The sequence below is a fragment of the Oligosphaera ethanolica genome, from assembly GCF_030814695.1.
In the GTDB taxonomy this organism is placed as follows: domain Bacteria; phylum Verrucomicrobiota; class Lentisphaeria; order Oligosphaerales; family Oligosphaeraceae; genus Oligosphaera; species Oligosphaera ethanolica.
The window spans coordinates 5,639,147-5,665,736 of the sequence record NZ_JAUSVL010000001.1; the positions used below are offsets into that span (position 1 = coordinate 5,639,147).

The 26,590-nt window shown below is 58.8% G+C and carries 12 protein-coding genes and 1 pseudogene; 8 read left to right on the top strand and 5 right to left on the bottom strand.

Going from position 1 to position 26,590, the window contains the following annotated elements:
* Positions 1–281: 281 nt before the first annotated feature.
* Positions 282–647, bottom strand: coding sequence for a gamma-glutamylcyclotransferase family protein (locus tag J3R75_RS19490; protein WP_307265339.1), 366 nt, complete (start codon positions 645–647; stop codon positions 282–284).
* 567 nt (positions 648–1,214) lie between these two features.
* Between J3R75_RS19490 and J3R75_RS19495 the strand changes: the two genes are divergently transcribed.
* The 7 genes and pseudogenes from J3R75_RS19495 to J3R75_RS19520 all read left to right on the top strand — a co-directional run.
* A complete protein-coding gene (locus J3R75_RS19495) occupies positions 1,215–1,958 on the top strand; it encodes a formylglycine-generating enzyme family protein (RefSeq protein ID WP_307265342.1) in 744 nt (247 codons plus the stop codon).
* A 257-nt stretch (positions 1,959–2,215) separates the two neighbouring features.
* Positions 2,216–3,772 carry a formylglycine-generating enzyme family protein gene (locus tag J3R75_RS19500; RefSeq protein ID WP_307265345.1) on the top strand — a complete coding sequence of 519 codons (1,557 nt, stop codon included), beginning with the start codon at positions 2,216–2,218 and terminating at the stop codon, positions 3,770–3,772.
* A 258-nt stretch (positions 3,773–4,030) separates the two neighbouring features.
* The gene (locus J3R75_RS19505) at positions 4,031–6,817 is read left to right on the top strand and encodes an SUMF1/EgtB/PvdO family nonheme iron enzyme (RefSeq protein WP_307265348.1); all 2,787 of its coding nucleotides are present in this window, start codon (positions 4,031–4,033) and stop codon (positions 6,815–6,817) included.
* Positions 6,818–7,163: 346 nt separating this feature from the next.
* Entirely contained in the window at positions 7,164–11,159 is a 3,996-nt protein-coding gene (locus J3R75_RS19510) for a tetratricopeptide repeat protein (RefSeq protein WP_307265350.1), read from the top strand.
* On the top strand, positions 11,156–15,127 hold the full coding sequence (locus J3R75_RS19515) for a tetratricopeptide repeat protein (protein ID WP_307264562.1): 3,972 nt from the start codon (positions 11,156–11,158) through the stop codon (positions 15,125–15,127). The genes J3R75_RS19510 and J3R75_RS19515 overlap by 4 nt, the downstream gene beginning before the upstream one ends.
* Before the next feature lie 921 nt (positions 15,128–16,048).
* Positions 16,049–16,309, top strand: coding sequence for a transposase (locus J3R75_RS19960; protein WP_370882412.1), 261 nt, complete (start codon positions 16,049–16,051; stop codon positions 16,307–16,309).
* A gap of 163 nt (positions 16,310–16,472) precedes the next feature.
* A pseudogene (locus J3R75_RS19520) lies at positions 16,473–17,081 on the top strand (transposase); the annotation flags it as partial.
* 127 nt (positions 17,082–17,208) lie between these two features.
* On the opposite strand, the gene J3R75_RS19525 reads toward J3R75_RS19520, so the two are convergent.
* A complete protein-coding gene (locus tag J3R75_RS19525) occupies positions 17,209–18,228 on the bottom strand; it encodes an IS3 family transposase (protein WP_307265352.1) in 1,020 nt (339 codons plus the stop codon).
* Between the two features lie 241 nt (positions 18,229–18,469).
* Between J3R75_RS19525 and J3R75_RS19530 the strand changes: the two genes are divergently transcribed.
* Complete coding sequence (locus J3R75_RS19530) at positions 18,470–19,753, top strand: ISL3 family transposase (protein ID WP_307265355.1); 1,284 nt, start codon at positions 18,470–18,472, stop codon at positions 19,751–19,753.
* A gap of 575 nt (positions 19,754–20,328) precedes the next feature.
* On the opposite strand, the gene J3R75_RS19535 is transcribed toward J3R75_RS19530, so the two are convergent.
* From J3R75_RS19535 to J3R75_RS19545, 3 genes are all read right to left on the bottom strand, one after another.
* Positions 20,329–22,029 (bottom strand): right-handed parallel beta-helix repeat-containing protein, encoded by a 1,701-nt coding sequence (locus J3R75_RS19535; protein WP_307265357.1) that lies wholly within the window; start codon positions 22,027–22,029, stop codon positions 20,329–20,331.
* A 606-nt stretch (positions 22,030–22,635) separates the two neighbouring features.
* Positions 22,636–24,147 carry an ATP-dependent DNA helicase gene (locus J3R75_RS19540; protein ID WP_307265359.1) on the bottom strand — a complete coding sequence of 504 codons (1,512 nt, stop codon included), beginning with the start codon at positions 24,145–24,147 and terminating at the stop codon, positions 22,636–22,638.
* A gap of 163 nt (positions 24,148–24,310) precedes the next feature.
* Positions 24,311–26,365 carry an ABC-F family ATP-binding cassette domain-containing protein gene (locus tag J3R75_RS19545; protein WP_307265361.1) on the bottom strand — a complete coding sequence of 685 codons (2,055 nt, stop codon included), beginning with the start codon at positions 26,363–26,365 and terminating at the stop codon, positions 24,311–24,313.
* Positions 26,366–26,590: the final 225 nt, after the last annotated feature.

Sequence of the window (26,590 nt, forward strand, 5' to 3'; positions counted from 1 at the left end):
CCCTAGCCACGCACGTCAAGTCCAAGCAAGCAGCAGACAGCCTCCCACAGTGAGAGGAACCGCCTCACCCCATGGCGCCGCCACACATGAACGCCACCGAGATGGAAGCCCCCTCATCAAGATGATAACCTTTACATTCCCCACTAGTGGTGCCTGCGCCTGGCAATGGCGTAATGCAGGACACGGAACTCGAAATGTAGTATCCGAATATGCAAATAACAACGCCCTCCTTCAAACATCCCTCCAGCCCAAGGAGACTGTTTTCGCTTGACGATTATCACTTACTCCCGCGCCCTCCACTCCCCGCCCGCCATCACCCTGGCCCCAGCTGGCTGCGTGTTCATGACGTAGACCCACCCGACCTCAATGCTGCCATCGGGGAGCCTGGCCTCGATCTGCCGCCGCGTATACAGGTGGGGATGGTTTTCCAGCCGGTCAATGGCCGGCCTGTCGGCAACGGGCAGGACCACGAATTCCGCCTTGACGACGCCCTGGCCGTCGGGCACGAAGGCCGGGAAGCCCCAGCCGGTGTCGGAGAGCGTGCCCGCGATGTCGCAGGGGCTGATGAAGGTGGCGTTCCGGCAGAAGTGGCTGTTGGGTTCGCCGCGCATGAGCGTCCCATTGACGATCAGATTCACCGACTCCATGCTGCCTCTTGTCCTTTGTAATGAGTCGTTGCCACCTTGAAGCCCTTGTTTCCCTAGGTATGGTAGATGTCACTGGCCTGCATTCTGAAAGCATCTTTGTTACCTGTTTTACTGAACAAATAACGCAGGACCGATGCAGACCGGTTTCGACTGCTTTCGCCGGTAACGTCATGGATCGTACCATGAAAGCAAAGGTGTCATTTGCTTTCACAAGCACGACCATGACCGGCTTGCACTGAAGGAATGGCCGGAGGCAAGGAACGTCGCGTAGAAATGGGAAGACCAGCAACAGCGGGGAGAATCCGTTTATGCCGAGACGGCATCTTGCCGGAGGCATTCACACAGTACGGCAACACGCCAGAGCAACCCTTTCGATACCCACACCGCACGTGCCATGACTGAAACACTCCGTTTTTCCTAAAACCGGGAAAAACCTGACATATTCCGTTTCTCCTATAACCGGGAAGAACCCGAAACAAACTAAAACCACATTTCACGAGTAACCCGCACAATGGGATTGTCAGTCAGGTAACTGGCAGGTGAAAGCTCAAAGCAGGAGCCGAGGCGATGAAGAAATTAGCTGCGGTGCTGATGGTCGTGACAAGCCTGCTATACTGCTCCTGTGGCAAATCGAAGGTCAGTATGGCCCCAGGTGGCGGGGTTATGCTTGACCTCGTTCTCATACGCCCGGGAAAGTTCCTGATGGGGTCTGAATACAGCTACGACGAAGAGGGGCCGGTTCACGAGGTGAGGATCTCGCAGCCGTTCTATCTTGGCAAGTATGAAGTGACCCAAGCGCAATGGCAGGCTGTCATGGGCTGGAACCCGAGTGAATGCAAGGGGGCGACGTTGCCGGTGGAATGCGTCTCATGGGACGATTGTCAGGAATTCATTGAGAAGCTCAACAGCAAGGGAATTGGCACCTTCCGGCTGCCGACGGAAGCCGAGTGGGAGTACGCCTGCCGAGCGGGCACAACCGATGATTTCGCAAAGAATCTTGACGAAATAGCCTGGTACAATGAGAACAGCGGTGACACTACGCATCCGGTGGGCACAAAGAAGGCAAATCCCTGGGGGCTGTATGACATGCACGGGAACGTGTCTGAATTTTGTCTGGACTGGTGGTATGCCCCATACAACCAAGGCAAGCAGACTGATCCCATAGGGCTTTCCTGGAGTTTTTGGTTCGTCTGCCGGGGCGGCAGTTATCTTTCCTCATCCAAACGCTGCCTTTCGGCGAGCCGCTCCACGCTCGCGCCTTGGTGTCGGAGAGGCTATCAAGGCTTCCGCCTCGTCATGATGGTTCAGTAGTCCTTGTTGTCATTATCGCCGTGTCGCGCGGCGTTGCCGAGTTCCGGCCGGGGCGGCAAAGCCGCCGCAGTGGCAATCCGCGGCAAGCGGCGGCAGGGGGCATGGCGACAGCTCCAGGACGAGGATCGGCAGGCTCGCAGTCGATATAGCCCCAGGCACGCAATAGTGTTTACCCAGTACGACGTTGTGGATGTCGAATTCAAGGGACTGCCAGTTAATCAACTGTTATCATTATGAAGGTAAAAAGGGGGGGATGAATGAAGAGAAAGTTCGCTGAACTCTTGATGGTCTTGAAAAGCCTGTTATCCCGCTCCAACGTCAAGTCGGAGCTTGCAGATAGGACCGCAGCCTGCAGACTGGACTTTGGTGGTGGGATTATGCTTGACTTCGTCTTCGTACTTCCTGGCAAGTTTCTGATGGGGTCTAAAAACAATGTCTATGGTGGCAAACCGGTTCACGAGGTGGAGATCACCCAGCCCTTCTACCTGGGGGTAACGGAGGTGACACAGGCGCAATGGGAGGCGGTGATGGGGGCGAACCCGAGTTACTTCAAGGGGGCGACGTTGCCGGTGGAAAATGTCTCATGGGAAGATTGCCAGGTGTTCATTGAGAAGCTCAATGGCAAGGGCCTCGGCACCTTCAGACTTCCGACCGAAGCCGAGTGGGAGTATTCCTGCCGGGCCGGCACGACCGGGGATTACACCGTAAAAATGGACGAAATGGCTTGGGTCCGTAGGAACATCGGTGATACTACCAGTCCGGTGGGCACGAAGGAACCCAATATTTTGGGTCTTCACGATATGCTCGGGAATGTGTATGAATGGTGCCAGGATTGGTATGCCCCTTACAACCAAGACAAGCAAACCGATCCCAAGGGTGCTGCCGTTGGGTCTCTCCGCGTCGTCCGGGGCGGCTGGGGCGGCTGGGGCGACACTTATCTGTCCAGCCGTATGACGTACCGCTGCGGGAACTCTCCGGCGGGGCGGGATAACCTTTTAGGCTTCCGCCTCGTTAGGGAGCGTGCAGAGGGCACCGGGGTCGTTGTCAATTCGGAGCGTGCAGAGGGCACCGGGGCCGTTGTCAATTCGGAGCGTGCAGAGGGCACCAGGCCCGTTGTCAGGTTGGAGTTTGAACAGGGCACCGGGGCCGTCAGCCTGGACCTTGGTGGCGGGGTTATTCTTGTTCTTGTTCTCATACGCCCGGGGAAATTTATGATGGGGTCTTGGAGAGCGATTCATGGGAGTCCGGAACACGAGGTAACAATCTCGCAGCCGTTCTATCTTGGCAAGTATGAAGTGACCCAGGCGCAATGGCAGGCGGTTAGGGGCTCAAACCCGAGTAAGTTCAAAGGGGCGACGTTGCCGGTGGAATGCGTCTCATGGGACGATTGTCAGGAATTCATTGAGAAGCTCAATGGCAAGGGGCTCGGCACCTTCCGGCTGCCGACGGAAGCCGAGTGGGAGTACGCCTGCCGAGCGGGCATAACAGATAATTACACAAGGGATCTTGACGAAATGGCTTGGCACTATAACAACAGCGGCAAGATGACGCATCCGGTGGGTATGAAGAAGGCGAATCCATGGGGCCTCTATGATATGCTCGGAAATGTCATGGAATGGTGCCAGGACTCGTACGTCGACTATAGACAGGAAATGCAGATTGATCCCATAGGCACTTGGGGGTTCGACTGTGTCCTTCGGGGCGGCTGTTGGTTCTTCTCTCCCATATACTGCAGTGCGGCATTCCGCGCCGCAGCTCAGCCTTGCTCCAGGAGCGACTTTCTTGGCTTTCGCCTCGTCATGATGGTTCAGTAGTCCTTGCCGTCCTTCGCCGTGTCGCGCGGCGTTGCCGCGTCCCGGCAGGGGCGGCAAAGCCGCCGCAGTGGCAATCCGCGGCAAGCGGCGGCAGGGGCCAGGAACGACACCCCAAGACGAGGAGCGGCAGGCTCGCAATCGATTTAGCCCCAGGCACGCAATAGTGTTTACCCAGTACGACGTTGCTGATGTCGAATTCAAGGGACAGTCAGTTAATCAACTGTTATCACAATGAACGCAACAAAAGGGGGCTGGACGATGAATAAGAAGTTAGCTGTATTGTTGATGATCTTGGCAAGCCTGTTTTGCTGCTCCTGTAGAAAATCGACGATCAGTGTGGACCTTGGTGGCGGGGTTGATGGCATCTGGGCACGCAGCCTGGACCTCGGTGGCGGGGTTATGCTTGATCTCGTTCTTATACCGCCAGGCAAGTTTCTGATGGGCTCCGAATATAGTGAAGATGATGAGCAACCGGTTCACGAGGTGACGATCTCACAACCCTTTTATCTTGGCAAATATGAAGTGACCCAGGCGCAATGGGAAGCGGTCATGGGCTGGAAACTGAGTGAGTCCAAGGGGCCGACGTTGCCGGTAGATGAAGTCGCATGGGGGGATTGCCAGCTGTTCATTGAGAAGCTCAATGGCAGGGGCCTCGGCACCTTCAGACTTCCGACCGAAGCCGAGTGGGAATATGCATGCCGAGCTGGTACGACTGGCGATTATGCCCGCGAATTTGACGAGATGGCGTGGCACGCCGATAACAGCGATAGTGGTCCGAATCCGGTGGGCACGAAGAAGCCAAATCCCTGGTGGTTATATGACATGCACGGCAATGTGTTGGAGTGGTGTCAGGATTGGTATGCCCCTTACAGCGAAAACCAAGAAACCGATCCAAAAGGTGCTGCCGTCGGCTCTCTCCGCGTCGCCCGTGGTGGCGACTGGAGCGACTCTTACGCTGCCTCTCGCTCGGCGAGCCGCAGCGGGCGCGAACCGTGGAGCAGGAGATATCTTGGCTTCCGCCTCGTGAGGATGTGCATTGTCGAGGGCGACACTGAAGAGGCAAAGCAGATGAAACGCATCGCCAAAGAGGCGTGGCAAGAGGCGAGGCAGAAGAAGCGCCTCGCCGAAGAAGCAGAGCAGGCGGAGCGCCTTGCCGAAGAAGCAGAGCAGGCGAAGCGCCTCGCCGAAGAGGCGGAGAAGAAGAGGCAGCTCATCGCCAAATGGATGCCGTTCCGCGCGCAGGCGGCGGAGCATAATGCGGTAGTGGCGGGTGAGGAAGTCGTGAACACGATTGGGATGCGTTTCCGCCTGATTCCCGCCGGGACGTTCCGCATGGGCTCGGAGAAGGGATACGACTATGAAATGCCCGTTCACGAGGTAGAGATCACCCAGCCCTTCTACCTGGGGGTAACGGAGGTAACGCAGGCGCAATGGGAGGCGGTTATGGGCTCAAACCCGAGATATAGCAAGGGGGCGGCGCTGCCGGTGGCATGCGTCAAATGGGCGGACGCAGTGGCCTTCTGCGAGAGGCTGTCGGCGAAGGAAGCGTGGGTGAAGTACCGCTTGCCGACTGAGGCGGAATGGGAATACGCCTGCCGGGCCGGCAGCCAGCAGGAATACTCCTGGCACTGGTCGGGTGAGTTCGAAGACGAGATTGGGATCGACGACTATGCGTGGTATGGCGGGAACGCCAGCGACGCAACGCACGAGGTCGGGACGCTGAAGCCCAATCGCTGGGGACTCTATGACATGCACGGCAACGTTTCAGAATGGTGTCAGGACTGGGCTGGGCCATGCAGCCAGGACAGGCAAATCGATCCCAAAGGAGCTGTCAGTGGGGATCAACGCGTCTTTCGGGGCGGTAGCTACTTATGCCCTTCCGGAGACTGCCGTTCGGTGGCCCGACTAAGGATGGAGCCGCATTACTGGGGCGTCAATCTGGGCTACCGGATCGTAGCGATGGGCCTTGTACAGGGCGATACCGAAGAGGCAAGGCAGAAGATGCGCCTCGCCGAAGAGGCGTGGCAGAAGATGCTCCTCGCCGAAGAGGCAAAGCGGCAAGAAGAGCGCCTCGCTGATGAGGCGTTGCAGCAGAAGCGCAGGGCCGAAGAGGCGTTGGAGCAGAAGCGCAAAGCCGAACAGGCGTTGGAGCAGGAACGCAGGGCCGTAGAGGCGTTGCAGCTGGAACGCAGGACCGAAGAGGCGTTGCAGCTGGAGCGCATCGCCAAATGGGAGGCGTACCGCGCGCAGGCGGCGGAGCATAATGCGGTAGTGGCGGGTGAGGAAGTCGTGAACACGATTGGGATGCGTTTCCGCCTGATTCCCGCCGGGACATTCCGCATGGGCTCGGAGAAGGGAGACGACAACGAAGGGCCTGTCGACGAGGAAGCAATGTCCCATTTCTTCAGCGAAAGACCTGAGCACGAGGTAGAGATCACCCAGCCATTCTACCTGGGGGTAACGGAGGTAACGCAGGCGCAATGGGAGGCGGTCAGGGGCACAAATCCGAGTTTTTACCGGGGAGCGGCGCTGCCGGTGGATTGCGTCAGTTGGGCGGACGCAGTGGCCTTCTGCGAGAGGCTGTCGGCAACAGAGACGGGGGTGACGTACCGCTTGCCGACTGAGGCGGAATGGGAATACGCCTGCCGGGCCGGCAGCCAGCAGGAATTCTCCTGGCACTGGTCGGACGAGCTCGAAGGCGAAATTGGGATCGAAGACTATGCGTGGTATGGCGGGAACGCCAGCGACGCAACGCACGAGGTCGGAAAGCTGAAGCCCAATCGCTGGGGGCTCTATGACATGCACGGCAACGTCTGGGAATGGTGTCAGGACTGGGCTGGGCCATACAGCCAGGACAAGCAGACCGATCCCAAAGGCGCTGCCGGTGGCCCTTTCCGCCTCCTCCGGGGCGGCGGCAACAACTATCTCCGGGGCGGCGGCAACAACTATTTGTCCTGGTGCTACCGCTCGGCGGCCCGACTTGGGCGCAGGCCGTTGTTGGGGGACATCAGTATTGGCTTCCGGATCGTGAGGGAGGTTCCATAGTCCTTGCCGTCCTTCGCCGTGTTGCGCAGTCTTGCCGCGTCCCGGCAGGGACGGCGCAGCAGCAGCGGCAGGGGCGGCGCAGCAGCCGCGGCAAGGCCGCGGCAAGCGGCGTCAGGGGCCGGGGGCGCCAGCTCCAAGACGAGAATCAGCAACACACTGTCTATGCTGCCCCAAGCAGGACATGACACAGAAGTACTTTATCAACAATCATTTTTCATCACCGGAATTCGCACATAACGATTTTTGAGATCAACACAAGTATAATTATTACGGATTTTTCGTGACCCCGAAACAGAGTCTAGGTGATATCCGCTGATCCTGGTAATCAAACAGAAAGGTCAATACGATGGGCCTCTGGGAAATAATCTTCGGCAAAAAGGGCGATCCGGCTTCTTCGTCGGCACAATCAAAGCCTTCACAGGCGTCGTCCGCTGGCGGCCGTCCTTCATCGCCGGCTCCGGCTCACCCTGCGCCAAGCCTCTCATCTGCTGCTCAGGCGGACGCCCAGACCGACCGCCGCATCCGCGTCTTCATCTCCTCGACTTTCCGCGACATGATGCGGGAGCGCGACGAAATGATGGCCCATACCTGGCCGCAACTCCGCCGACTCTGCCAAGAGCGCCAGGTGGAGTTCGTTGAGGTGGATCTGCGCTGGGGCGTCACCGAAGCGCAGAGCACCCGCAAAGAGACGCTCAAGCTCTGCCTGGATGAGATCCGCGCCTGCCGGCCATATTTCATCGGCATCCTGGGCGAGCGCTATGGGTGGACGCCGCCCGCCGCCGCCTTCACGCCCGACTTGCAGGAAGAGCAGCCCTGGGTCGGAAAACTCAAGGGCCGGAGCGTCACCGAAATGGAGATTCTCCACGGCGTGCTGAACAATCCCAAGATGGCCGGCCGGGCCTTTTTCTACTTCCGCGATCCCGCCTATGCCCATAGCCGGGGAGCCGACTTCCTCTCCGAGACTCCCGCCGATGCCCAGAAACAGACTGACCTAAAGGCGGTCATCCGCACCGCCTGCACGGCGAAGAACATCCCCCTGCTGGAACCCTACGCCACGCCCAAGGAATTGGCGTCCCAGGTTCTGACCCAACTCTCCGCCGCCATCAATGCCCAATTCCCGGCCGACCAGCTTCCCGACTCGCTCGCCCGCGAAGCCAACAGCCACGAGGCCTACGCCCAAAGTCGCCGCCGCACCTACATCGGACGCCCGGAGTATTACCAGCGTCTGGACCGGCATGCCGCAGGCGATGGCGGCCCGCTCATTCTGCTGGGCGAGTCCGGCAGCGGCAAGTCCGCGCTCCTTGCTAACTGGCTCAAGCATTGGCGCGATGCCCACAAAAACGACTTCGTTTTCCAGCACTACATCGGCAGCACCGCCGACAGTGCCGACCACATTTCCTTGGTCCGCCGTCTGGCGCAGGAAATCAAACGCTGGACGGGCGACCCGGATGAAATCCCTGCCAAACCCGAGGAACTGCTGCGTGACTTTCCTCTCTGGCTCGCCAAGGCCAGGGCCAAGGCCCAGAAGGATGGCGTGCGTTGCATCCTCGTGCTGGATGCCCTCAACCAGCTCCAAGACAAAGACCAGGCCCATTCGCTTCATTGTCTCCCGGAACATTCCTTCAACGGCCCACTGCGGCTGTTCACCTCCACCCTGTCCGGCGCGGCTCAGGCGGCCGCCGAAGCCCGCCGGTGGGAGAAACTGACCGTCGAGCCCCTGAACCCCACCGAGCGCGATGGCATGATCAACCATTACCTCGCCCGCTACGGCAAGAAACTGGATGACCGTCACCGCCGGATCCTGATCGCCGCTCCCCAGACCGCCAATCCGCTCTATCTGAAGATCGTGCTGGATGAACTGCGCATCACCGGCACCTTCGAAGGGCTGGAGGCCCGCATCCGGGAATATCTGGCCGCCGCCGACATCCCCGCGCTGTTGGGCAAAGTCCTGGCCCGCTGGCAACGGGATTACAACCGCGACTGCCCCAATCTGGTCGGGCAGACCCTGGGCCTGATCTTTGCCGCCCGCCGGGGATTGGCGGAATCGGAACTGCTGGAGCTGCTCAAACCCGCCGGCCAGCCCCAACTCCCCCAGGCGCTCTGGTCGCCCTTCCGCGCCGCGGTGGATGAGTTTCTCATCAGCCGCGATGAGGTTCTGACCTTCGCCCATGACTACCTCCGCCTGGCCGTGGAGCAGGCCTTCGCCAACGACCTGGACACCCTCGACGCCCTACGCCTGCGGCTAGCCGACTACTTCGAGCCGCTGCCGCCCACCCGCCGCACCTGCGACGAACTGCCGTGGCTGCTGGACCAGACCGAATCATTTGTCCGCCTGCGCGCCTGTCTGCTGAATATTGGCCGATTTCTGCTGATTCGGGAGCGCGAGGGTCAGCAAGGAACCGAGCTTTCGGGCTACTGGGTTGCGCTCAAGGAAGAACGCGCCATGGGCCAGCCCTACCTGCAGTCCTTCGATGCTTGGGCTGGAGGCAAGGGTGAAACCACCGCCGTCTCCTACGCCGCGAATGAACTTGCCCTTTTCCTCCATCGAGCCGCGCTTCATGCGGAGGCCGAACCCCTTTATCGGCGCGCCCTCAAGATCGATGAAACGAGCTACGGGGAGAACCATCCGAACGTCGCCGCTAGCCTCAACAACCTGGCGGTTTTGCTCCAGGTCACCAACCGGCTCGCGGAGGCCGAACCCCTGATGCGCCGCGCCCTCAAGATCGATGAGCAGAGCTACGGGGAGAACCATCCGGACGTCGCCGCTAGCCTCAACAACCTGGCTCAGTTGCTTAAGGCCACCAACCGGCTCGCGGAGGCCGAACCCCTCATGCGGCGCGCCCTCAAGATCGATGAAACGAGCTACGGGGAGAACCATCCGGACGTCGCCATTCGCCTCAACAACTTGGCGGGGTTGCTTCATACCACCAACCGGTTCGCGGAGGCCGAACCCCTGATGCGGCGCGCCCTCAAGATCGATGAGCAGAGCTACGGGGAGAACCATCCGGACGTCGCCAGAGACCTCAACTACCTGGCGGCTTTGCTCCAGGTCACCAACCGGCTCGCGGAGGCCGAACCCCTGATGCGCCGCGCCCTCAAGATCAATGAGCAAAGCTACGGGGAGAACCATCCGAACGTCGCCGCTAGCCTCAACAACCTGGCTCGGTTGCTTGAGGCCACCAACCGGCTCGCGGAGGCCGAACCCCTTTATCGCCGCGCCCTCAAGATCGCTGAGCAGAGCTACGGGGAGAACCATCCGGACGTCGCCAGAGACCTCAACAACCTGGCTCAGTTGCTTCAGGCCACCAACCGGCTCGCGGAGGCCGAACCCCTCATGCGGCGCGCCCTCAAGATCGATGAAACGAGCTACGGGGAGAACCATCCGGACGTCGCCATTCGCCTCAACAACTTGGCGGGGTTGCTTCAGGCCACCAACCGGCTCGCGGAGGCCGAACCCCTGATGCGCCGCGCCCTCAAGATCGATGAGCAGAGCTACGGGGAGAACCATCCGGACGTCGCCAGAGACCTCAACAACCTGGCTCAGTTGCTTCAGGCCACCAACCGGCTCGCGGAGGCCGAACCCCTGATGCGCCGCGCCCTCAAGATCGATGAGCAGAGCTACGGGGAGAACCATCCGGACGTCGCCAGAGACCTCAACAACCTGGCTCAGTTGCTTAAGGCCACCAACCGGCTCGCGGAGGCCGAACCCCTGATGCGCCGCGCCCTCAAGATCGATGAGCAGAGCTACGGGGAGAACCATCCGGACGTCGCCAGAGACCTCAACAACCTGGCTCAGTTGCTTCAGGCCACCAACCGGCTCGCGGAGGCCGAACCCCTGATGCGCCGCGCCCTCAAGATCAATGAGCAAAGCTACGGGGAGAACCATCCGAACGTCGCCGCTAGCCTCAACAACCTGGCTCGGTTGCTTGAGGCCACCAACCGGCTCGCGGAGGCCGAACCCCTGATGCGGCGTAGCGTGGAGATCGTCCTCAACTTCACCCGTGCCACGGGCCATCCACACCCGCACTTGCGGGGCACGTTGGGCAACTACGCCAACCTACTTAAAGCGATGGGCAAGCCGGAGGACGAGATTCTATCCACAGTGGCAGAATTGACCGAGCGCTACGGGGTCGATCTTGGAGGAGCAGGCGAGCAGACCGGAAGCGGCCCCTCGCCCAAACTGCTCGCCGTGCTTAATGAGATCATGCGCGATCAGTCAAAGCTGCAGGAGATCGCCGCTCGACTCCAACGCGACGATCCGGCCCTGTTCCAGGAACTGCTCGCGTTCATCAAGAGCCAGCAGAATAGAAAAGGCCTTGTCGAAAGAAGGAGAAAATCATGAGCCTTTGGAGACACTTTATCGGGCGCAACGAACCGGACACGGCTACACCGCGTTCTAATCCGGCACCCGCCGATCCATCAACGCCGGCTTCAGCTCAATCCCTGTCCCCGGTTTCGCGCCCGGCCGCCGCCGCCGACCCGGGAGCGAAAGCCGCGGCCGCCAAGGACCGCGTCGTCCGCGTGTTTGTCTCCTCCACCTTCAAGGACATGGTCGAGGACCGCAACGAACTCATGGCCCGGGTCTGGCCGGCCCTGCGGAGGATCTGCCGAGGACGCGCAGTGGAATTCGTCGAGGTGGACCTGCGCTGGGGCGTGACCGAGGAGCAGTCGCAGCGCAATGAGACCCTGCGCCACTGCCTGGCGGAGATCAAGCGCTGCCGCCCCTTCTTCATCGGCCTGCTGGGCGAACGCTACGGCTGGACTCCCGGCCCGGAAGCCTTTCCCCCGGCGCTCCTTGATGAAGAAGATTGGCTGAAGAACGAGGTCGCCAAACACAGCGTCACCGAACTGGAAATCCTTCACGGCGTGCACAACGCCCCCGAGATGGCCGGGCGGGCCTTCTTCTACTTCCGCGACCCGCAACACGCCGCGTCCAAGGGCGGCGACTACCTATCAGAGGACACCACCCGGCCCACCCGCCAGGACGCGCTGAAACAGAAGGTCAAGGCGGTCTGCGCGGCCAAGCAAATCCCCCTGCGCGAGAACTACGCCGATCCCCGTGCCCTGGCGGACCTCGTGCTCACCGACCTCACAGCAGCCATTAACGCTGCGTTCCCGGCCGACCAGGTGCCCGACGTCTGGTCGCGTGAAGACCGCGATCACGAAGCATACGCCAAGAGCCGCCGCACTGACTTCTATGTCGGGCGCGATGCCTATTTCGACCGGCTGGACGCCTATGCCCGCGATGGCGCGCGAGGCTGCGCCCTGACCGTTCTGGGCGCGTCGGGCGGCGGCAAGTCCGCGCTGCTGGCCAACTGGGTAGCGCGCTGGCGCCAGGCGCGCCCCGGCGACTTCGTTTTCCAGCACTACATTGGCAGCTCCGCCATGAGCGCGGCTCACCTCGCCCTGATGCGCCGGCTGATGGTGGCCATCATCCGCTGGTGTGGTGCAGACGATCCATCCGGGGCACGAGTTTTGGAGGAAGAAGAAAGGAAGATTCCCGCCCATGCCGATGAGATCATCAAGGTCTTCCCCGACTACCTTGGTCGCCTTGCCGTAACAGCCAAGCAGAAAGGCGTTGGGGCTGTCCTTGTACTCGACGCACTCAACCAGCTCGAAGACCGCGACCGCGGCCGGCTGCTGGCCTGGCTGCCGCATCGCCTGCCCGGCGAACTGCGACTGATCGTCTCCACCCTGCCCGGCGACACCTTCGACGCCCTCCATCCGCGCGGCTGGCCCGCGTTCACCGTTGAGCCGCTCACCCCGGACGAACGCGTCGAGTTGATCGCGCGGTACCTCAAACACTTCGCCCAGGGCCTTTCCAATGATCGCGCGCGCAGGATTGCCGGCGTCGCGGCGGCCTCGAACCCGCTTTATATCAAGACCCTGCTTGACGATCTGCGCGTCACCGGCGACTACCAAAAGCTCGACCAGCAAATCGACTATTATCTCAAAGCCGCCGACATCCCCGCCTTGCTGGGCAAGATCCTAACCCGTTTCGAACACGACTACGAACGCGACCGCCCCGGGCTGGTCCGCGAGGCGCTGTCGCTGCTCTGGGCCGCCCGCCGCGGCCTGACTGAACCGGAACTGCTGGAGGCATTGAAACCGGCCGGACAGATGCAGCTGCCTGCGGCGCTCTGGTCGCCGTTACGCTGCGCGTTGGAGGATGGCCTGGTGGACCGCGACGGCGTTCTGGCCTTCGCGCACGAACACCTGCGCACGGCTGTGCAGCACAGGTACCTTTCCAAGCCCAAAACCGTGTGTGCCTTGCGCTTGCGTCTGGCGGACCTTTTTGAGGCCCGTCCAGTGGATATCCGTCAAGCCGACGAACTTCCCTGGCTGTTGTCGAAACTCGAAGCCAGAGATCGCCTGCGTACCTGCCTTCTCGATGTTGGCCGCTTCGTGCTTCTGTTTGACCTCAACGAAGACGAACTGCGACGCTACTGGACAGTAACCTTGCACGACGACAACACGCTCGCCCAGTCCTATGTTCACGCCTTCAACGTGTGGCTGAAAGCACCCAAGCCAACGGTCACGCGCGCTGCCTATGTGGCTAATCAACTTTCCCTGTTTCTGTCCTCTCTGGCGTTCCATGGGGAGGCGGAATTGTTGATGAGGACATCCCTGGAGGAGTACCGTCAAGAGTTCTCGCCAACGCACCCGAACGTCTCTCTGCGTTTGAACAATCTGGCGATCATCCTGCAGGATGCCGGTCGTCTAGCCGAGTCTGAGACGCTCATCAGACAGGCTTTGGCGATCGACGAGGTAAACTATGGCCCAGCACATCCAGCGGTTGCCAGGTGCGTCAGCAATCTCGCGATGTTGTTGCTGGAAATGGACCGCGCTTTGGATGCCGAACCATTGATGCGCCGGGCGTTGGAGATTGAGACCGCTTACTATGGCTTATCGCACCCCAACGTGGCGATCCGCCTCGACAACTTGGCCGGGGTACTTGCAGCCCTGAACCGAAGTGCGGACGCTGAGGATCTGTCGCGGCGTGCGCTGGCCATCAACGAAGTCTGTTGCGGCCCCGATCATCCTTCGGTCGCCACCGTGCTTGGCACGCTCGCCCAGTTGGCCCAAGATAATTTCCGCCTCACGGAGGCCGAAGCCATGATGGGACGCTCATTGCGGATCACGGAACGCAACTTCGGTACCGAGCATCCAAGAACCGCGGAAGACCTTCTTCGTCTCGCGACAATTCTTCAGGACATGAACCGTGGCCGGGACGTCGAGCCGCTCGTGCAGCGTGCGCTGGCGATCAATGAACGGTTCTACGGTTCCGACAGTCCCAAGCTTGCTGTCGCTCTTCTGAGGATGGCGGACCTCTTGCTTGAGGTGGATCGCGTCCAGGAGGCCGAGCGATTTGCTCAGTCGGCGTTGGCTGCCTTCAAAAAGACATACGGTGACGTCCATCCGCACGTCTCTCGCGCACTCAACACGATGGCACAGCTACACCAGCGCGCAGGCCATTTCCATGATGCCGAAACACTGTTGCGTCGTGCGCTCATGATCGATGCGGAGTCTGACAGGATCAACCGCACTGTCACTATTGGTGCGTTGTGCAATCTAGGCGTTCTCCTCAAGTTGGCAGGGCGTCTGGAAGAGGCGGAGCCCATGCAGAGGAAGTGCTTAGCGGTTCTCCAGACGCGCTTCGGCCCCATGCATCCGAAAGTTTCGATCATGCTCACCAACTTGGCGCAGCTGTTGCAGGCTACGAAACGCATTCCCGAGGCGGAGAAATTGATGCGCCAAGCCTTGTCGATCGACAGGCAGCGTCTGAACCCCAACCACCCCCAGACAGCGGTTTCCCTAAACAACCTGGGCCAACTTTTGAGGATGACTGACCGGGTCGTTGAAGCCGAGCCTCTCTTACGGCAATCGGCTGAGGTTTTGGAGAGTTGCTATGGGGCTGTGCATCCGAAAGTGGCCATCGCGTTAAACAATCTGGGCGCTGTGCTCATATCCCTGAACAGGATGCCGGAAGCTGAAGCGCTCATTCGGCGTGCCTTGAAGATGGACGAAAGCCAATCTCCGCCGAACCTGATGAACATGCCCTACAAGTTGCTGCCGCTTTCCTTTCTCCTGCACAAATCGGGACATACGCACGAATCCGAACTCTATGCTGAACGCGCCTTGTGCACCTCGTTGGAATTCTCACGTCAGGCACGGTGCTCTCATCCATGCACGAGATCGGCTGCTGATAACCTTGCCGGCATTCTTCATGCGAACGGCGTCTCAAGAGTCGACATCATTGAGAGGCTTCGTACGACATATGAGCGGTTTGGGTTAAATTTTGACGCCTAAGTCCGAGCAAAGGCCATCCGCAGGCGACCGTCTCCGTCCCTCACGCCCCTGCCAGCAGCGTCCCCAGCAACGCATCCACCCCTCCGGCGCGCCCGTATGTGGTTCAACTCGGGCTCGTGCAGCCGAGACGCGTCGCATATCTCATTCAAGCTGCCCGAGCGGGTGATCTGGCCATAGAGCAGGGCCAGCACGTGGATTGTGCAGGCGAACGACCTGATGTCCGCCTGCGCCTCCCGCGCGATCTGGTCGGGTAGCCCCACTGGACGATCTGCCACAGGGGGGTTAAAGCTCATCTCGCAGGCCTCGCGGTAGTGTGGTCACGCGCCTTGGTTTGTATTCTTGCGCCTGTAGGCTACAGGCAGACGGCACCGATGTCAGTACTCGTCTTTTGCGGATTGCGCGGGTTGACACTCAAGCCCCTACCGTGTACAATGATGGCCAACGATGTGATGTTGGAGTGGTTCCGCCATCGCCTATGGGACGCTAGTGAAAGAAGGCAGGTTGTCATGAGTGGCTTGCGGTGTGACAAATGCGGTTCGTCTGACCGGATCTCAGGGATTGAGAATGTACCGGAAGACATGAGGCCGTTTGTGCGCGGCGAAGTCGTAATCACGATGAATCCGCTGGGCATTTGTGGTGAATGCTACGCGGTCCTTTGTGGCAAATGTGCTGACCACGGTAAGTGTTCCGTGTGCGGCGCGCCCTATCCGCTCCTTGGAGCTTGTCCATCAACTGCACCAGACGATCCTGCGAAACGGGCAAAGTGGAGGAAAGTCCGCGACATGCAATTAGGCGGTATAGGACGCCCAGATGATTCCGAAAAGAAGTGGTGGCAGTTCTGGAAGTGAGAATGCTGTATAGCTTCAGTCGAAACAGGACCACAAGCGGATTTTGCATGAGGAAACTTTCCTGCTCGCGGTTATGTTGAAAGGCGGAACCAGAGGAAGTCACCTGAACTGGCTCTGCAGATTCAGCGCCAAAGTGAAGTACGGTATCATCAAGAAAGCGCATCAGCCTGGGGGCAGCATCGCGGAACTGTGCCGTCGACACGGCATTTCTGCCAGCACGATTTATCGCTGGGAGGCTCAGCTGCGAGCAAGAGCGAAGGACGGACTCGTGGACAGGAGCGGGGGCAAGGAGAGGGCCGCCGAAGCCGAAATTGAGCGGTTACAGGCCGAATAGGCCAAGAATAACGCGGCTGGACTGGCAGATGGCCGACCAGGGCGTGGCTCACCTGAGCGAGTCGGCCGTCTACCGCATCCTTGACTCGGAAAACCTGCTCAGCCGCTGAGCGGCCCCCTGTCGCGGTACGGGCGATGCCCCGCCACCGCCAACTGCGCCGCATCAGAGGTGGCACACCGACATCATGCACCTGCGTGTGGGCAATACCTGGTACTTTCTGGTGAGCTTCATTGATGCCTACAGCCGTTACATCGTGCACTGGCGTCTGCTGCCAAACATGACCGCCGAAGAAGTTGCTCTGGTGCAGCTTGAGGCACTGGAGAAGTACCCCGACGTCAAACCCCAGATTGTCAGTGACCACGGCAGCCAATACACGAGCCGTGAGTACCGGAAACTGCTTGAACGCTCCGAACTGGAGCATATTCTCTGTCGCGTTGCCCACCCACAGTCCAACGGCATCATTGAGCGTTACCACCGCAGCACCCGCGCGGCCCTGCGCGAAGAGTTGCCACCACACTATCTGGCAGCCCTGGACGTCATTGCCGCCTGGGTCGACGACTACAATGAACGCCGCCTGCACGCCGGTCTGCGTTATATTGAGCCTGCCGAGTACTTTCGTGGCGATCCCAAACGCCGCATGGCGGAACGGCGAGCAAAACTCGAACGCGGCCGATTGTACCGCCGCCAAATCAACCTGGCCCGGGAGGGCCATGGCGTCAGATCATTGAACAAGTCAGAGTTACCCGCAGTCGGAGCCGCCGCCTATGGATAACCCTCGTCGCGCGACCAGGAGGTCTCCTAATTCAAAATGAGCCACTGGTCCTATTTCACTTGAAGCGCTACAGATAGCTGAAGTGGACCCCAAGTCAAGGACAAAAACGAACAAATTATCAGTGGGCTCATGGATTCACGCAGGCATTTGGCTGCGAAGCCGCAGGTCGCATCTCCGCAGGAGAGCGGCTGAGCAGCCCTAAATTGAAGTCCGCCCCGCAGGGGGCGGAAGTGTGCCACTCGTCCGGCGTCTGGTAGCCGAGGGCCTCATGCAGGCGGCGTTGGTTGTAAAAGTCTATGTAGTTGGCCAAACTGGCTTTCATGCTGAAAACATCCTTGAACGAGTGCAGATACAGCCATTCGTACTTGAGGCTGCGCCAGAAGCGCTCTATGAAGATGTTGTCGAAGGCCCGCCCCCGGCCATCCATGCTGATGGCGACACCGCGCGCCTTCAGGGCGGCAATGAAGGCATCCGAGGTGAACTGGCTGCCCTGGTCGGTGTTGAAGATATCCGGCTTCCCGTGCTCCCTGAAAGCATCCTCCAAAGCGGCCACGCAGAAGTCGGCATTCATTGTGTTCGAGCAACGGTAGGCGAGCACCTTGCGGCTGTACCAGTCGATGATGGCAACCATATACATGGTGCCGGGCGCGTGTGGGAGGTAGGTGATGTCAGTGCTCCAGACCTGGTTCGGACGCGTCACGACGAGGTTTTTGAGCAGGTAGGGGTAGACTTGGTGTTCCGGGTGGGGCTTGCTGGTCATGATTCCGGGAGCAATGCCCATGATGCCCATGATGCGCATCAGGCGCTGAACATGCTTGCGATTGACCACATAGCCTTCGCGCTGGAGCTGAGCCGTGATTCGCCTGCTGCCGTAAAAAGGCGTCTTCGTATAGATACGGTCAATCTCGAATACCAACGTCTCGTCCGCGGCGGAAAGCATGGTTGAGGCTTTGATGCGCTGCTCGTAAAAGCTGGAACGGGGTACGCCAAGCAACTCGCATTTGCGTGTCAGAGGCAGCTGCGGTTCGGACTGCTCCCCCTTCATAAGCTCACCTCGTTCTCGGACAGCCCCAACTGCATCGACTTTTTTTTGGCTCTTCAGGAAACTTAGTGGGTAGATTTTTCGACGTTTTGTGCTTAGAATCACGACAACGCCTTGTCACATGGGGCAATAAAGCCATCTAATCGTACGCATAAAATAGTGTAACTAATTGATATTCAACGATCAATTAATGTTCAAATTATGATGCCCGCCCAGCTTTCCATGTCAATTTGTATGGAAGGCAGTCGGGGCAATCTTCCGCTTCGGTGTTTCTTGTTATTGCAAGAATGCCTTCACTTTTGTTGCACCCGATCATTTTTGTGTTTCATTACCTCATGGCCACGCAATGCCCAGTCAATCACCTGACCTCGTCATTCACATTGAGCCATGGGAGTCCGCCATGAACTTGGAATCGTTTTATCAACGCGTGATTAATCCGCCATCGCCCTGGACTGTCTCCAAGGTCGAAATTTCCGACGACAGTACCCGTGTTGACGTCTGGCTGATCCATCAGGAGCATTATCGCTTTTCGTGTCATGCCTGTCGCACCCCATCACCTACTTACGACCATGCTCCGGAAAGAACCTGGCAACATCTGGACACCTGCGAGTGCAAGACCTACCTTCATGCCCGTATTCCCCGAGTTCAATGCCCCAAGCATGGGATCGTCAACAGCGACTTTCCTCTGGCTGATTCACAGATCTCAATTACATACAAGATGGAAAGCAAGTGCATCAAGACCATGCAGGCCTCCAATTTGACCGATGCGTCCGGACTAACGAGGGTGTCTTGGGACAGGTTGGAAAGTATCCGCGATCGGGCCGTCAAGCGAGGGCTTGAGCGACGTGGCGATACGACGCCGGTCATCATGGGACTTGACGAGAAGCAGGTGTTTTCCAGACATCGCTATTTCACCATTATCACTGACATTGGCAATGGGAGCGTGTTTGACGTGGTGGACAAGCGGCGCATTGATGACATCAGCCCCTGGTTTGAAAAACGCAAGGAAAGTTTGCAAAACGTCCAGATCGCGGCCATGGACATGAGTGCGGGGTATGAGCGTATCGCGTCAAACTTCATGCCCAATGCCGAACTGTGTTTTGATCATTTCCATGTGATGCAGGTCGTCCAAAAGGCAGTGGACAGCACACGAAAGCAAGAACAGGCCACGATGAGCGATGAGGACAAGAAAAGCATGTTCGGAGCGCGCCATGATTTTCTGTATGGCAGGGAGAATCTTCCTGACAAAAACAAGGCCAGGTTCGAAAAAGTTAGACAGATTGCCATGAAAACGGCGCGGGCATGGGCAATCAAGGAAAACCTTCGCGACATGTGGACAACTTGCCCCGACAAAGAAGAGACACCGAAGTATTTCAAACACTGGTACTGGTGGGCGACGCATTCACAAATTCCGGACATGGCAAAAGCCGCCCATACGCTGAAAAACCACTTCTGTGGCATAGTGGCTGCAATCGAACATGGGGTCAGCAATGCCCCGACCGAGGGGCTGAACAGCAAAATTGAGGCTGTCAAAAGAAGTGCTTGTGGTTTCAAAAACAAGGAATCTTTACGCAATGCAATTCTGTTTCATTGCGGGAAACTTAACCTGCTGCCAGAGGCCGCCAACTAGCACCCGCACTCAGATTTGCAACCCACGGAATTGCCTGAAGCACCAAAATTATTTTAGCCAATAGGCATGCCGATTTTTCATAAAATCGTGGGCGGTGTATAACTTAAATATGCTAAAAATGTAAGCAAGAGAGTTATATTTCTAACAAGGTAATGAAATTAGGGGCTGTTCGAAAATTACGTTTACAACTATACCCAGGCACGTTGAAAGCGTGCAACATACCAGCCAGGGGTTGCGTTGTGTGGCACCCCCTGGAACACGTCTTCCTTATCGATGTTATACGAAAGGGTGCGACAGTGCAAGCAAGAAAAGTGAGTTCCATTGCCTCTTTGGCCCCAGTCAGCTTCGCCGACTGGGACCAAAGAGGCCGAGGAACACGAGCGATAATGGCGCGTTACCCAGGGCGGCGCACGCTTTCAGCGTGCTTGCCCTGGGCTGGTATGTTTCGCGCTTTCAGCGCTTCTGCCGCTTCGCGGCCAGGGATACTGGGGGGCGCTTGCCGCTTCGCGGCCAGGGATACCGGGGCGCGCTTGGCTCCGCCTGCTAGCCTCATGCGACGACGCGCTTGGCCTGGTTCAATTTTCGGGGGACACCATGCTTGGCGTCTTTGGGGCTTCCCATTCGACGTTAATACAGTCAGTGAAGGCGCCGCCTTCATCCCCGATCTCGCCGTGGTAAGGCAGTGACGCATCCTGGGTGTAGGTGTTGTTTTTGAAAACGACATCATCGCAGTACTGAAGTCGGATGAAGCGTTTTCCGTTGAGTCTGAAGTCATTATTGATGATGGTGATACCGCTGTGAAAGCCTTTTCCCGCGTAGGTCCCAATAGTCGTCTTGTTAGAGATGACGGGGCCGCCTGTATACGCGCTATTGTGAAACCTGTTGTTGCGGATGAGCAGTTCGCGAACCGGACCGCTTTCGAAGTAGTTGATTGTTTCCCCAGTTAGCACAATAGCGCTCGACATATTGAAGAACGTGCAATTTTCCACAATCGCCCTTGGCGTGGCAATCAGAAATCCGCGTGGGCGGTTGTTGCCGGTTACACAGTCGTGAATATGCAGAAACGGCATCCGTGAGCGGTCTTCGAGCAGGACATCCTCAACACCCTCCGGCAACCCTTCTGCAAACTCCAGTTTGAGGTGATGTTGATCGGCTTGCGTTACGTGCGTGAGCATGTTGGCAGCGATCGGCACCAGGGTCTGACGGTTGATCAAGAGGATGGTGTCCCCCGGGTGATAGAACCGCAGGGCCTTCTTCGCGGGATAGTCAAATCTCACCAGGAGCGTGCGGGCATCGATTTTCCGCTCAACGACGGCATACACGCCATGCACATTCACGGCATCGTCGATCATGTTCATGAACGTGCAGTTGGCTATCTCAACTGTGCCACTGCAATTCACGAGGTGAACCGCATCGTCTTTCACCGCAAGCATACGCCCGGAGCCGTTGCGCACGACGGAGTTCACGTCATCGATGATGAGATTGTTCACGCCAATCCCCACAATGCCCATTGCAGTGGTGTTGTACAGATCGATATTGCGCAATTGAACGTCGGTTGAATGCCAAAGGAAGATGCCGCTATTTTTGCGGCTGGCGTGGGCGCAGACCCAATAGTTGCCGGCGGTGTGGGGGAGTCGGCCTACACTTCCTTTCAGGCGAATGGTCTTCTCGTTGATCTGTTCCGGTTCGAGCTGGCACATCATCCTGTAAAGGAAGCTGTTCTTGTCCGGTTCATTGAGGCAGGCGAAGTAGGGATTTTTTTGCGTGGGGGCGCCATCGGGTGAAAATTCCGTGACCAACGGGGCGCTCACGATGTTTTCCCAGCCGTCGGCCTCGCTGTAGAAAACAAAATTATTGTCGCTGATCCGGCAGAAGAACTCTTTCTGATCGAAGGTGATCTCGAACCAGTCATCCCCGACTGCACTGATGAGCGCCTGAGCGTAGAGTGGATACTCATAGTCAACGGAGAAATTGCGGAGGACGACTCCCTCGCTGTTCTCTATCGAGATCGGGGCAACATCGCCGTGGAAGATGAGGTCCGCCCCTTCGCCGTCGATGGTCAGATCTTTCTTGTTTTCAATTGAGATAATGGTGTACTTCTGTTCTTGCCCATAGAAAGGGTAATACCAGTCACGACGAGCGGCATGTTCCTGGTGAAAATCGATACGGCCGCCGCCCAGATACAAGGTGTCCCCCGCCTGACACGCGTGGAGTGCCTGGTTCATTGCCAGCGTGGGATTGCCGCAAGACAAGTAATCTTTCAGATAGACATTCATCGAAATCCTCCAAGCGGGATGGGTGTGGACAATGGACATTGCGCTCAGTGTTGTTCGTGGGTCCGGCCTGCAGAGCCGACTGCGGGCAGCATGGCAAGGCACCCTCAGGATGACAGTAGCTTATGACCTCCCTGAAGGCATTCAGGATGAAGCTCTCCGTAGCTGCAAAAGATATCTTCAGGCAATGTCGATCAATGCGCTGCGCTGCAATCCCTGCTGGACAACATCAGCGTGTCGCGCTAGGCAGGGTGAGAAGCAATCACCGGTGACACTATACCTCCTGAAGATGCCTTATGGTTGACGCCTTCTGCACATTTGCCGTGGCAAATTTTAACGGGGGGGGGGGCGGCCAAGGCGGTCAATCCAGGAGAAATTGATCAAAATTATCTGGTGTGAGAATATTGGTTACGGCGCTCGGATAGGCCTTCAGAAAAGAGTGTGGAACACGGGCCTTGCTATTTGTCCGCAACTTGATTTCCCAGGCATGTAGCTTCCCCTGCGCTACTTCGAGATAGTCGCTTCGCGGCGGTGAAAAACCTACCCGCGCGCTTGTCGGCGCAGGCGAGGCGCCAACTAGTGGTCAAAAGCATCTGCGGATAGCGCGGCTTACAGACGATGTCTGGCGTGGACCGCGCTGGGTGCCGCGTCCGTTTTGGCTATTGCCGCTGTCCCCGTGCCGTCTGCCTGCAGTTGAGCCAGAAAAGCGCGGACAGCCTCTTCGTGTTCGGGCGGAATCGCCATGGTCACGTTGTGGGTACCTGCCGCGGTTTTGCCCAACGACGCGTAGAAATCAATGACAGCGTGGTCAAGAATGAGGTCATCGGGCATGATTGGCCGGTCAACGCGCAGCGTTTGCAGCCGTCGGCAGCGTGACAAGGCCGTATAGAGCTGACCGTGGGCAAAACAGCCGGCGCCGAGGCGCAAATCGACGCAATCCAGGCTCAGTCCCTGCGCCTTATGGATGGTCACAGCGTAGGCGAGTTTCAGTGGAATCTGCACAAAAGTGCCTATTTCGCGCTGGCGGATGCGGCGCTGGCCACCCGCATGGTCAGCATCAATGACATATTCGTAGTTCGACCACGTATTGAGGCCGACGGTCACCGTCACGCCTTTATCGAGCTTGACCGTGACCGCCGGGCTGTCAAGCTGGCTGATTGCCATGATCACGCCGACATCGCCATTGACGTATTCGAACTCGCCGTCAGGCAGGTGTTTATTGCACAGCACCATCACTCGTGCGCCGGGTTTGAGATCTAGCAGCGCTTCAGTCGGAAAATCGGACTCGTTGAATCTGCCGGTGACCACGGCCTTGAACAGCGAGCTATTGCCCGCGAGACGCGCTTTCATGGCGCTGTTGATGGTCGCGGCTTCGCGATTGGTCGTGCAGAGACAAATGGGCGCGCCTGGCAGGCGATTGTTGCCCACGCAGCAACGGTTGAGAATCGCCAAAGCACTCTGCGGCTCGTTGGCGCCATCAACGACGATATCAGGCTCGCTGGGGCGGCCGTGGCGAATGTTGTTGAGCAGGTCCAGAAACAGCCGATCGTCTTGCTGACGATGGGCCGTGTGCAAGCAGATATTTTGGAAATCCGCTTGTCGCCACAGCTGCGTCTGAAAGGCGTAAGCGCCGCCGAGGCAGGACTGGAGGTAATCGCGTTCCGTCTCATTCTTGATGACCGGCGGCAGCTGGAAGAAATCGCCGACCAGGATCATTTGCTTCCCGCCGAAGGGCTTGAGGCTGTCGTTGCCCTGGGCGACTGAGCGCAGGCGGCTGTCAATGGCGGCAAAGACATCGCTACGCAACATGGAGACCTCGTCAACGACAATGGTCTTGACGCCGCGCAGCAGCGCCTTGCGCCGGGGGCTGCCGATGCGTCCCAAGTTGTCTGGCGTCAGCAGCCCCGGCTTCAGAAGAAAGAAACTATGCAGGGTGGTGCCATTGATGTTGATGGCCGCAACGCCCGTCGGCGCCAAAAAGACGCAGTCCCGCCCGCACTGCTGGCGGAATTCCCGCAGAATAGTCGATTTGCCGGTGCCAGCCTCGCCGGTCAGGAAAATGTTGCGTCCGGCCAGCATCAGGTCGAGGGCGGCTTGCTGTTCATCGTTCAGCTGAATCATGGTATCCCTCCTCCGGGCTTGTCCGGCTACCGGACAGAAAATCGGTTCAGGCGGCATGGTTTCAGGCCGCCAGCGCCTGGCGTCTTCCTTCGCCTGGGCTGCTAGCCGGCCATGTCCGCTTTGGTAATCCGGTCCCGTTTGTCCTTTGTTGGCGGTAGCGTTGTCAGTCCTTATTGCCGAGGGCGGCGAGTCGTTCGTCCTGACGTTGGAGGACATTATCGAGCGCACGACTGGCTTCTTCCCAAGCCCAGGCGGCGTTATCCATTTCGCGTTTGATGTCGGTCAGGCGTTTATTGAGGGCTTCGAAGTCGGTCCCGGGCTCGGCTTTGGCGAGGGTTTCATAGAGACCGTTCTGTTCTTCTTCGAGGGCCGTGATAGTGCCTTCCTGGAGGGCGACGGCCTCTTCCCAGCGACGGCGGTCCTTGCTGAAGAAGGCGCGGACTTGCGCCTCTTCGCGTTTACGGTCGCGGCGATTCAGGGTCGGCGCGGCAGCGAGCGCCGGGTCGGCGACGCTGGTAGCGCCGCTGTTGACCGCCTTTGCCAGCGTGGCAGTCTTAGCCTGCGCGGCCGCGGCCGCGGCGACGGCGGCCTGCTGTTTTTCGGCGGCGTCTTGTTCAGCGAGTTTCTGGCGGTAGTAATCGTAGTTGCCGAAGAAACGGGTGACGGCGCCGGGCGTGAGGGCGAAGATGGTGGTCGCCAGATTGCGCACGAAAGTGATGTCGTGGCTGACGAGGCACAGCGTGCCCTGGTAATTACGCAAGGCGTCTTCGAGAGCCTCGCGGGCATAGATGTCCAAGTGCGTGGTCGGCTCGTCAAGAAGGAGGAAGTTATTGGGACGCAGGAGCAGCCTGGCCAGCGCCAGCCGCACTTTTTCGCCGCCGCTGAGGACCTGCACCTGCTTTTCAATGGCGTCGCCTGGGAAGCCGAAGCCGCCGAGCATGCTGCGCAGTTCGCCTTCGCTGCGATCGGCGGAGACGGCCCGGACCGTCTCGTACACTGTCCGCTGCGGATCCATGGTTTCCGCGTAATCCTGCGACTGATAGCCGATGGTGACATTGTGGCCGATGACCAGTTTGCCGCTGCCTAGGGGCATTTGACCGGCGATGAGCCGCAACAGCGTCGTCTTGCCCATGCCATTGAGGCCGACAAAGGCCGCCTTCTCGCCACGGTCCAGGTGCAAATCGACATTATCGAGCACCTTGGTCTTGCCATCGTAGGAATAACAGGCATTTTCCAGGCGCACGACTTCCTGGCCGGAGCGCGGCGGCAACGGCAGGATAATGCGCGGCGGCTTCACCGTGATCTGCGGAATATCCACATCTTCCAGCTTATCAAGCATCTTCTGGCGGCTCTGCGCCTGGGCGGCCTTGGTGGCCTTGGCCTTGAAACGATCCACGAAGCGTTCGAGCTGTTCCTTGCGCCGGTCGAGGTTGCGTTTTTGAGCAATGAGCTGGTCGTGTCGCGATTCGCGATCCTGGACGTACTGCGCATAGTTGCCCGGGTAGCGCGTCACCCGCCCACCCATGACTTCCAGCGTCACCGAGGTCAGCGAATTAAGCAGATAGCGGTCGTGGGAAATCAGCAGCAGCGTGCCCGGGTAGTTCTTCAGGTAGTCCCGCAGCCATTCCACGGCCGGGACGTCAAGATAGTTTGTCGGCTCGTCCAGCAGCAGCACGTCGGGGCGCGACACTAGGATGCGCGCCAGCTCGGAGCGGATCTTCCAGCCGCCGCTGAAGGACGCGAAGGGGTCGTCAAAGCGGGACACCGCGAAGCCCAGGCCTGACAGCGTCGCCTCGGCGCGGTTGCGCAGTTCGTAGCCGCCGAGATGCTCGAATTCGGTCTGCAGATTCCCCAGGCGGTTGAGAATGCGCGTCTGTTCGTCACCGGTCGCTCCGGTCAATGCGTGTTCGAGGCGCGACATCTCGTCGTGCATCACATTCAGCTCCGGCAAGGCGTTCTCAGTGTAGTTGATCAGCGAGATGCCGGCGGGGACGTCATGGACCTGCTGATGTACGTAGCCCAAGCGCAGGCTGGACGGATAGCTCACATCGCCCTTGTCCGGAACCACGTTGCCGGAAAGCATCTCGAAAAGCGTACTTTTGCCGGCGCCGTTGGGACCGACCACGCCCACGCGTTCGCCGGGATGGATGGTAAAGGTCGCTTCTTGAATAACCTGCTGGGTTCCGAAGGCCTTGCTTACTTGGGTAAATTGTATCATGATTGGTCGTGTTCAGTCATAGCATTGACGCGGTAGCCGCGCTGGTAGCGGAGTTCAGTAAATGGTCGCGTTCCCTGGCTGTCGTGCTCGGCCCTTGCCCTGCCCTTGCCAGTATGAGGGCAGCCAGCAGCGCCTGTAAGCCTTAACGTTTCCTGATTGTCGGCGCCTAACACGCCGGCTCGACCAGGTCCACCAGTGGCGGGACAGTTGGAGCGGACTATGTAA